Origin of the sequence: Oceanimonas aquatica (assembly GCF_030732065.1) — a bacterium.
In the GTDB taxonomy this organism is placed as follows: Bacteria; Pseudomonadota; Gammaproteobacteria; order Enterobacterales; family Aeromonadaceae; genus Oceanimonas.
The window spans coordinates 271,979-280,727 of the sequence record NZ_JAVBHX010000005.1 but is presented as its reverse complement, the minus strand read 5'-3'; the positions used below and the strand labels follow the sequence as shown (position 1 = coordinate 280,727).

Genomic DNA, 8,749 nt, shown 5'->3' with positions numbered 1-8,749 from the left:
TGTACTGCCGCCAGTTGCTGATGTTGTGCCGAGCTTTGCCCATCTGCCTGCTCCTGAGTCCGTTCGTTAGGAGATCGGATCACGGCTGAGACAGATAGTTCCCTGATTTAGGAAACAACGCCGAAATGGAGTGTTCACGTTCACCGGAACCGGTGTTCATCTTCGTCGGAATACGCAGCTGGCTGAAATTGTTTTTTTAGTTGTTAATTCTGAATGCTAATAACTTACATCACAAAATAAAATTTAAAAAATATTTTTTGGTGCTTTAGAAGTGCTAAATGTCGTTACTTGTATATTTTTGTTGTTTTTCTACACGATTTTATTGCAGTTTAAGTGTTATGTTAAATGCATTTTGCGAAAATAGATCAGAATGGCTCCGGTTTGTGCTGCAAGATGAGAAATTTATGGCTGCGCTCTGTTGACACCTCGGACAGGCTTCATTTATGCTCATTCAGCGCTCTCTGGGGTGCAGTGTAATATTTGAATCAACATAGCCTCATAATGTGCATGTAATTAATGTGCATGTAATTAATGTGCATGTAATGCTTTGGTAATGAGTGCACATTATCGTTGGTTTGATGGTAGGTATGCACAGTACGCCAAAGGTTGATGAGGAACTGAGCGTGCTTGCAGTGGCGTAAGTGGCTCAATCCAAAAAGCAATTGGATCCAAATTAAGGGAAAAATAATGTTTAAAAAGACTCTGATCGCTGCAGCGGTCTCTATGGTTGCAACTGCTCCTGCTTTTGCTGATGTTGATATCGTTAATGAAAACTCCTGGCAGATCACCAAGATCGCTAACGTGTCCAAGCAGTCTGCACTGGATTTCTCTACTGCTGTTGAAGACGTAGAACTGCGTTTTGACAACGGTACTGTGCCTGCTGACCGCGAGCTGCGTAACAATGGTTTCCTGGTAATTGAAATCAACCAAGAGTCCGGTGCTACCTTTAACGCACCTGAAGTTCGTCAGTGGCTGACTACCGATGCCCCCAACGCTGCTTCTCTGGACGGTCTGGCCGTTTCTACCGACCTGGGTGGTTCTGAGTCTGTTGTGACTTCTAACGCTCTGGCTGAACTGGAGCGTTTCTTCCAGACTACTCTGGACAATGGTTACACCACCATCGTTCATAATCTGGACAAAGATGGTCGTCGCCTGCGTATTGCTCTGAAAAACGACGTTGAAACTGCGGTATTCTCCGATGCTCGTGTAGATATTAACCTGTCTGAAGGCAATAACATTTTCCGTCTGATTGAAGCCTACAACACCGAAGTTGAAGACGTGCTCCTGACTGTTGGTGCCCAGCAGAACGGCTCTTACACTCACGACATTCTGGAAACTCCGGTTGTATTTGATCAGTCTGCCGAGCTGTACTCTCTGACCCGTACCAAGCAAGGTCAGGCCACTGCTCTGGTTGATACCTTCTTTGAAAACTACAAGCTGGGTCTGAACAACGCAGCCTCTAACCACGATGGCTACGATTCAATCCGTCCTTCTTATGAAGGCGAGAACACTGACATCGTTGGTCGTTTCGTGATTGCTAACGAAACCAGCAACCAGAACATTCAGAAAGGTCAGGTTCGTCTGACCATGACTGGTGACTTCTCTGGTTTCCAGCGTAATGATCAAAACTTCCTGCTGAAAGCCGATGGTACTGCCACTGAATGGAAAATCACCTCTGCCGGCACCGCTCGTCGTCTGGTTGACACTGTAGGTACTCTGCAGAGCCCGACTCAGCCTTCTCAGGTTATTGAGTCTATTCTGTACAACTTCACCCCGAATGATGGTACTGGCACTACTGGCTCTACCAGTGGTGATAACACTGGTAACAACAACGACATTCGCCCGGGTTATGGTGACGTTCAGAACAATGGTGCCATCAACGGCGGTAGCTACAATATCACTGCCGATATTGGTCAGTTCAACCGTGAAACTCTGGAAGCGGAAGCTAACCAGACTGATTCCTACTATCCGTTTGATGCCAATCTGGTCGACATCATCATTGTTGACCGTGATGGCATGAAGTTCGACACCATCACCACTGGTAGTTCTTCTGCCAACAAGATCTTCATCCGTGATGTGTCCAACCGTCTGGGCACCAGCGGTGGCAAGATCCTGGTGACTCTGGTTGAGTACGACAAGCACGGTGCCCACCAGGGTGGTAAAGGTACTGTTCGCGCTGACCGTCAGTTGCTGAAAAACGTAACCCTGCCCAGCGGCGGTGCTGTTACCCTGACCCCTGCTTCTGTTGCTGCAGACCTGGGTATTCAGATCGCTCCCGGACATCAGGCTCGCTTCATCTTTGAAGTTCAAACCAACCAGGGTGAAGTGGCTATCAAGAAGTCCAACTCTGAAGGTGTTGATGTTAAAAACGGTACCCGTAACGTTAACCAGCGTGACGGTGACAACGGCAACCTGGTTGACTTTACCCTGTAAAGCTAACTGGCTTGTTGCAAAGGGAGCTTCGGCTCCCTTTTTTAATGCCCGTCTAATATTGGCAGGTATCATTTCTGCTGGCTCAACATGGCTGTTGTGCTCTGTTATACTGCACTTCTTTTATCAATGTGCTGAGAGCAGATGTATGGCCGTTATCAAGGTTGATGAGGTATTCAAGTCGTTTATTACGACTCAGTCACCTTGGACACTCATTAAAAGGCACTTGCTTAATAAAGGAAATGCTCCTTCTTTTCAGGCACTTAAGGACATCAGTTTTCATGCTGATGCAGGGGAAACTGTTGGCATTGTGGGGCATAATGGCTCAGGCAAGTCTACATTGCTGCAAATTATCTGTGGAGTAATGCAGCCAGACAGCGGTGATGTCACAGTGAATGGCAGGGTAGCTGCGCTGTTGGAGCTTGGTTCCGGCTTTAACCCCGAGTTTACCGGACGGGAAAATGTCTATTTTAACGCCATGCTGTTGGGCTTAAACAGACAAGAAATTGATACTATTTTTGACCAGATTGTTGAATTTTCCGGCATTGGTAACTTTCTTGAGCAGCCGGTAAAAACCTATTCCAGCGGCATGATGCTGCGGCTGGCCTTCTCCGTTATTATTCATACTAACCCTAAAATTCTGGTGGTAGATGAAGCCCTTGCGGTTGGAGATGACGCTTTTCAAAGAAAATGCTATGTAAAGTTAAAGCAGCTTCAGGCTGATGGTGTGACACTCCTTTTTGTATCTCACTCAGCTGGCCAGATTATTGATCTGTGTGACAGGGCGATACTGCTTGATCATGGTGAGATAGTGATGACCGGTGAGCCCAAGCAGGTAGTACATAATTACCATAAACTTTTGCATATAGAGCAGAAAGACAGAGAACAATTTCGAGAATATCTTAAAAGTGGTAAATATAATATTGCTTACACCAGCTCGGATGAAAGTTGTACTCTACAAAAACAGACACATTGTTCTGCCTCATTATTAGACACTGCGATGCTGCCTGAGACTACAGTTTGGTATGAGTCCCGCGGTGCGCAATTAAGCCATCCTCATTTGCAGACCATGAATGGCAAGCCTGTTAATATTCTTGAGTCTGGTCAACGATACCGTTATTGCTATGATGTTACTTTTGATCAAGAAGCATTTGAAGTTGGCTTTGGTATGTTAATAAAAAGCTGTTCTGGTCAGGCAATCGGTGGTTTTACTACCACTCGTAACCATAACCGGCGTATTCCTTATGTTGCTGCTGGTAGCCATTATACTATTATTTTTGAGTTTGATTGTCTTCTTAGGAACGGAACTTATTTTTTGAATTGCGGATGTTCAGCTTTAATTAATGGAGAAAGAGCTTTTCTGCACCGTGGTGTTGATGTGGCCATGTTTCAGGTTATTTCTGAATCTGAAGATGCAACAGGTATAATGGATCTTGGCGCTGCATTTTCTCTTCAAAAGGTAAGTAATTAGTTATGCCAAAGATTAATCTTTTTATAGTTGGAGCTCAAAAGTCAGGTACAAGTGCTTTGGCTGAGTTTTTACAAGAACATGCGGATTTTTGTCTTGTAACAGAAAAAGAAGCTCATATTTTTGATCGTGAAGGTATTGAGGATATAAGTTTAGATAAAATAGATTCCCTCTATAGTGAAAGACTTAAACATTATCAAAATGAAAAAGTATCTTGTGATGCTACACCCGTTTATATGTTTTTTCCTGACATTGCTGCTCAATTAGCCCGGTATAATCCAGATGCTAAGCTGATAGTATTATTGCGAGATCCAGCTGAACGAGCTTTATCTCAATATGAAATGGAAAAGCATCGTGGAAATGAGCAATACGGATTTGCTCGGGCTATTTTTTTAGAGCGTCGGCGACTTTCTTCTGAATCTGGACTATATAAAGATAATTCTTCCTGGCGCATTCATAGCTATCGTAATCGTGGCCACTATAGCCGTCAGCTTGATAATTTGTATTGCTACTTCCATGAAAAACAGGTTTTAATTCTAAGGAGTAGTGACTTACTCCATTATCATTCTGATACACTGAGTAAAGTAATGGATTTTCTGGATCTTTCTCCTATGGAGTCTTCACCCAAAAAAGTTTTCTCTGGTAATTATAATGTAAGCTTGAGAAAGCGTCTTATGCTTTTTTTGTTGAGGTTATATTACCTGCCTGAGTATTGGCGTTTGCGCAAACATTATGGCATAAAGTTCGTGCGTTGAAACTGATATGAATGTGTATGGGGAACTTAAAAGATATAGGGTAATAAAATGACCAAACAGCTATTGGTGGTGCTAGGTATGCATCGCAGTGGAACCAGTGCACTTACTCGTGGCTTGCAGGTGCTGGGTATTGACTTGGGTGAGAATCTTCTGGGGGCCGATAAAGAGGTTAATGCTAAAGGATTTTGGGAAGATAGAGATATCTTGGCATTAAATAATGATATTCAGGAAGCGTTAGGGCTGAGGTGGGATAATTTAAAGCCAATTAGTGAGGAAGATTGTCAGCGTGATGTAGTGAGGGAGTTTATACCTCGTGCTATTGGTCTACTCAACGAAAAAATGGCAGGGAAAAGTTTTTTTGGAATGAAAGATCCAAGAACTTCTGTTGTTCTTCCATTTTGGCGTTATGTGTTTGATCTACTGGGGGTGAAAGTACATTATCTGATAGCCAGTAGAAATCCTTTAAGTATTGTAAATTCTCTTGCTAAGCGAGATGCGTTGATACCCGAGTATAGTCTGCAATTGTGGCAAAACTATATGTTAGCTTCGTTGCAATATACAGAAGGAGAGTCACGACTAGTTGTTGATTTTGATCTTTTGTTAAAAAATCCAGGTAAGCAGCTTGAGCGTATATCAAATCTTCTGAAGCTCGATTTTTCTGTATCTTCTGATTCTTTCCTTGAGTTTAAAGCAGGTTTTCTTGATCAGTCGCTTCGACACACCCAATATGAAATAGAAGATTTTAGAAACACTGAGTATGTAACGTCAGAACAGTTTTCACTTTATCACTTCCTAAGTAAACTTGCTCAGGATGATATAAATTTTGATAGTGAGGAATATAAGGATGAAATAAGTGATCTATTAAAAAAGTACTCTGTGATAAAGCCATTGCTTACACTTTCTGGTATGCAGAGCAGAGAATTAACTCGGTTAGCTTCAAAGTTACATACTCCTCTAGTTCAGATATGTCTTTATTTAGATAATGGTAGTGGGTTTAGTGAAGACCTTGCTCTACGAAAGCAGCTGGATTATCCTTGTGGATATATAAAAGAAAGCTTTTCCTTGGCGGGTATGTCAGGTTTTATCGAGAGTTTTCGGTTGGATCCGATTAATATTCCTTGCGTTATTTCTCTCAATAAGTTTGTTCTTAAGACAGATTTGGGTGAAGTAGATCTTAAAAAGTTCATCTCTCATAATGCTTGTGCATATGAAGGGGGCAAGTATTATTTTGCAACCTATGACCCTCAATTTATCGTTTCCTCTGAATTTATTAATGATAAAACTGTCTCTTCAATTGAAATTGATATAGAATTTCTGGCATTAGAAGAACAAGCGTTGAATTTATGTAAGCAGGCACAAGAAGAACAGCTTAAACGTCTTATTGAAAAGCATAAAGAGCAAATAAACGTTTATTCAAGTAGAGCTGATGAGGTTTGTATGGAACTCGAGCGAAAAAGTGAGTTTCATATAAGAGAAATAGAGCGTATTAAGACTGAGCACACAAATGAAATCGATCTTATTAAATGTGAGAATGAAGAAAACTATGCTGCTTATCAGAAAGCCATAGATGATCTTAACAGAGTGATGGATGCTAAGCAGACTGCGTGGGAAGGAGAGAAAGAAGCTATTCTTCGCTTTGCCTCATGCTGGTTAACGCAGCCTCTGAGAAAAATTATGCTATTTCTTAGGGGGGGTAAGGATAAGTGATTTTCATAATTAAACATTAATAAAAAGCATTGTCCCTGGTGTTATCAATTTAGTGGGTTATTTATATGATGAAGCAACTTGATATTATCGTTCCAGTATATCGTGGCTTACAAGAAACGAAGGAGTGCCTCTTGTCAAGTTTGCAGAGTCTCCCAAGTTGGGCACAGTTAATAGTAGTAAACGATGCTTCTCCTGAGCCTGAGTTAACCTTGTGGCTTAGACAGCAAGCTGATGCAGGTTTTTTTACTTTGCTCGAAAATGAACAAAATTTGGGGTTTGTAGGTACAGTAAATCGTGGAATGAAATTAAACCCTGATCGCGATGTTCTGTTGCTTAACAGTGATGTAGAGGTTGCTGATTCTGATTGGTTAGAGAGAATGCGAGAGGCTGCCTATATTCATGATAAAGTTGCCAGCCTTACACCTTTTTCTAATAACGCAACTATTTGTAGTTTCCCTGACTTTTGTGCTGATAATGGACTGTTTGCTGGGCTCAATGTTACTGAAATTGATGCTGTGTTTTCAGCTATTCCTCTTGAACATAAGCTGATTCAGGTGCCCACAGGTGTTGGCTTCTGTATGTATATGCGCCGTGATTGCATGAATGCAGTTGGTTTATTTGATGAAGAAACCTTTGGTAAGGGTTATGGTGAAGAAAATGACTGGTGTCAGCGTGCAGCCAAAGCAGGCTTTGTTAACTACCATCAGCTGAATGTGTTTGCTTACCACAAAGGCGGAGTCAGTTTTCAGGATGAGGGTGATCCGCGCAAGGCCAGGGCCATGGAGTTATTGCAGGAATTACATCCTGATTATACTGCTGAGGTTCATCGCTTTATTGCTGAAGATCCGGCAAGGCAAGCTCGGCAGCTGGCTGCTCTGGCTCTGGTACGTAGTCATCCATCATCCCGAATACTTTTGGTTACACATCGTCTTGGGGGAGGTGTTACTCAGCATTTGGATGAGTTGCAGAATTTCTTTGCACGTAAAGCCTGTTTTATTCGGTTAAAACCTGCTGCAGATGGTGAGGGGGTGTTGCTCTCTTTGTCTCCTCTTGGGGCAGACGAACTACATTTTAACCTGCATAAGCGAGATGAATATCAGGATATGCTCAGCTTGCTTAAATGGCTTGGAATCACTCGGGTACATTTTCATCATCTGATGGGCATTGATGAAGAGGTGCTTACGTTACCTGCCATGCTTGAATGTGATTATAAAGTAACTGTGCATGATTATTATCTGTTAAATGGCAACCCTAGCCTGACTGATGAACGGGGTCGTTTTGCCGGTGATGATCCAGCTGTTCGTGATATTGCTTGTTCCCGGCATTATCCATTACCAGATGGCACGAATGCTGAAAGCTGGCGTGATCACTGGTTGCCTTGGCTTCAGCAGGCAAAGCAGGTTATTTTTCCTTCTCGAGATGTGGCAGTGCGCTTTTTAGCTGCATTTAATGATGATGCACTACTCACTCAGCATAGCGTGGTTGCATATCATCCTGATAGTGAAAACAAAGACTGGCCAGCAGTGACACCTTTGCTGGCGAGAAAGCCGATTAAAGTATTGATATTAGGAGCGCTCAGTCGTGAAAAAGGGGCTGAGTTGCTGGAGCGGGTCGCATGCCTGCTGCCATCTGGAGAGGTGGAGTTTCACTTGCTTGGCTATGGTTTTCGAGAGCTTAAAAATGTAGTAACTCATGGTGCTTATGTGCCAGAAAACTTGCAAAGTAAACTAAGAGCAATTAACGCCGACTTAATTTGGTTCCCTGCGCTCTGGCCTGAAACTTATAGTTATACTTTTTCTATTGCCTTGGATAGTGGATTGCCAGTGGTTTATCCAAACCTTGGTGCCTTTATGGAGCGCGCTGCAGGTCGTAATGAAAGTTATATGTTGCCCTGGAATTCAACTCCTGAGCAGTTTGCAGCATTTTGGCAGGCAATGGCTGCTGACTTACCCGTGACTCAGTGGCTGGCTGCAGACTCTGAGGAGTTACTTTTATCTGAGCACTTAAGGCCACAGGCTGATTTTTATGGCAAGCATTATCTTGCAGCGTTACCGGCTGCTAATATTCCGACCGAATTATTAAGCGATGTGCTGGTGAAAGCCTCGAAACTGTTGACGCAACAGACTGACCAGCAGCAGAGCTCTGCAGTTACGTCACGAGAAAGGCTGCTCTTATTGCTTTGGCGGGTGCGACAATTGCCTGTTATGCGTGGTCTGGCGCAGCGTGTACCCTATACTTGGCAGCAAAAATTGAAGCTTGCTCTTAGTGAAAGGCAGCTTCATGAAATACTGAAAAAATAAGTTTTTCAGGTGGTTGTGAGCACTAAAAGAGATTTTATTTAAGGCTGAATGCGGAGTGTGAGTATTGAAGGCTATAAGGATTTTATTAG

5 protein-coding genes are annotated in these 8,749 nt (G+C 42.8%); all 5 read left to right on the top strand.

Annotated elements, in window-relative coordinates; translation table 11 throughout:
- Positions 1-687: 687 nt before the first annotated feature.
- The 5 genes from Q9290_RS09535 to Q9290_RS09515 all read left to right on the top strand — a co-directional run bounded on the left by Q9290_RS09535 (position 688) and on the right by Q9290_RS09515 (position 8,660).
- The gene (locus Q9290_RS09535; protein ID WP_306079420.1) at positions 688-2,433 is read left to right on the top strand and encodes a VapA family S-layer protein; all 1,746 of its coding nucleotides are present in this window, start codon (positions 688-690) and stop codon (positions 2,431-2,433) included.
- Between the two features lie 145 nt (positions 2,434-2,578).
- Positions 2,579-3,901: an ABC transporter ATP-binding protein gene (locus tag Q9290_RS09530; RefSeq protein WP_306079419.1), complete on the top strand. Its 1,323-nt coding sequence runs from the start codon at positions 2,579-2,581 to the stop codon at positions 3,899-3,901.
- A gap of 2 nt (positions 3,902-3,903) precedes the next feature.
- Positions 3,904-4,653, top strand: a complete 750-nt coding sequence (locus Q9290_RS09525) for a sulfotransferase domain-containing protein (RefSeq protein ID WP_306079418.1) — start codon at positions 3,904-3,906, stop codon at positions 4,651-4,653.
- Between the two features lie 48 nt (positions 4,654-4,701).
- Complete coding sequence (locus Q9290_RS09520) at positions 4,702-6,360, top strand: sulfotransferase family protein (protein ID WP_306079417.1); 1,659 nt, start codon at positions 4,702-4,704, stop codon at positions 6,358-6,360.
- Between the two features lie 65 nt (positions 6,361-6,425).
- Positions 6,426-8,660 (top strand): glycosyltransferase, encoded by a 2,235-nt coding sequence (locus tag Q9290_RS09515; protein ID WP_306079416.1) that lies wholly within the window; start codon positions 6,426-6,428, stop codon positions 8,658-8,660.
- Positions 8,661-8,749 lie beyond the last annotated feature (89 nt).

What these genes read in the sequence shown, in the direction of transcription:
- Q9290_RS09535 (WP_306079420.1), top strand. Translation starts at nt 688, where the DNA reads ATGTTTAAAAAGACTCTGATCGCTGCAGCGGTCTCTATGGTTGCAACT.
- Q9290_RS09530 (WP_306079419.1), top strand. Translation starts at nt 2,579, where the DNA reads ATGGCCGTTATCAAGGTTGATGAGGTATTCAAGTCGTTTATTACGACT.
- Q9290_RS09525 (WP_306079418.1), top strand. Translation starts at nt 3,904, where the DNA reads ATGCCAAAGATTAATCTTTTTATAGTTGGAGCTCAAAAGTCAGGTACA.
- Q9290_RS09520 (WP_306079417.1), top strand. Translation starts at nt 4,702, where the DNA reads ATGACCAAACAGCTATTGGTGGTGCTAGGTATGCATCGCAGTGGAACC.
- Q9290_RS09515 (WP_306079416.1), top strand. Translation starts at nt 6,426, where the DNA reads ATGATGAAGCAACTTGATATTATCGTTCCAGTATATCGTGGCTTACAA.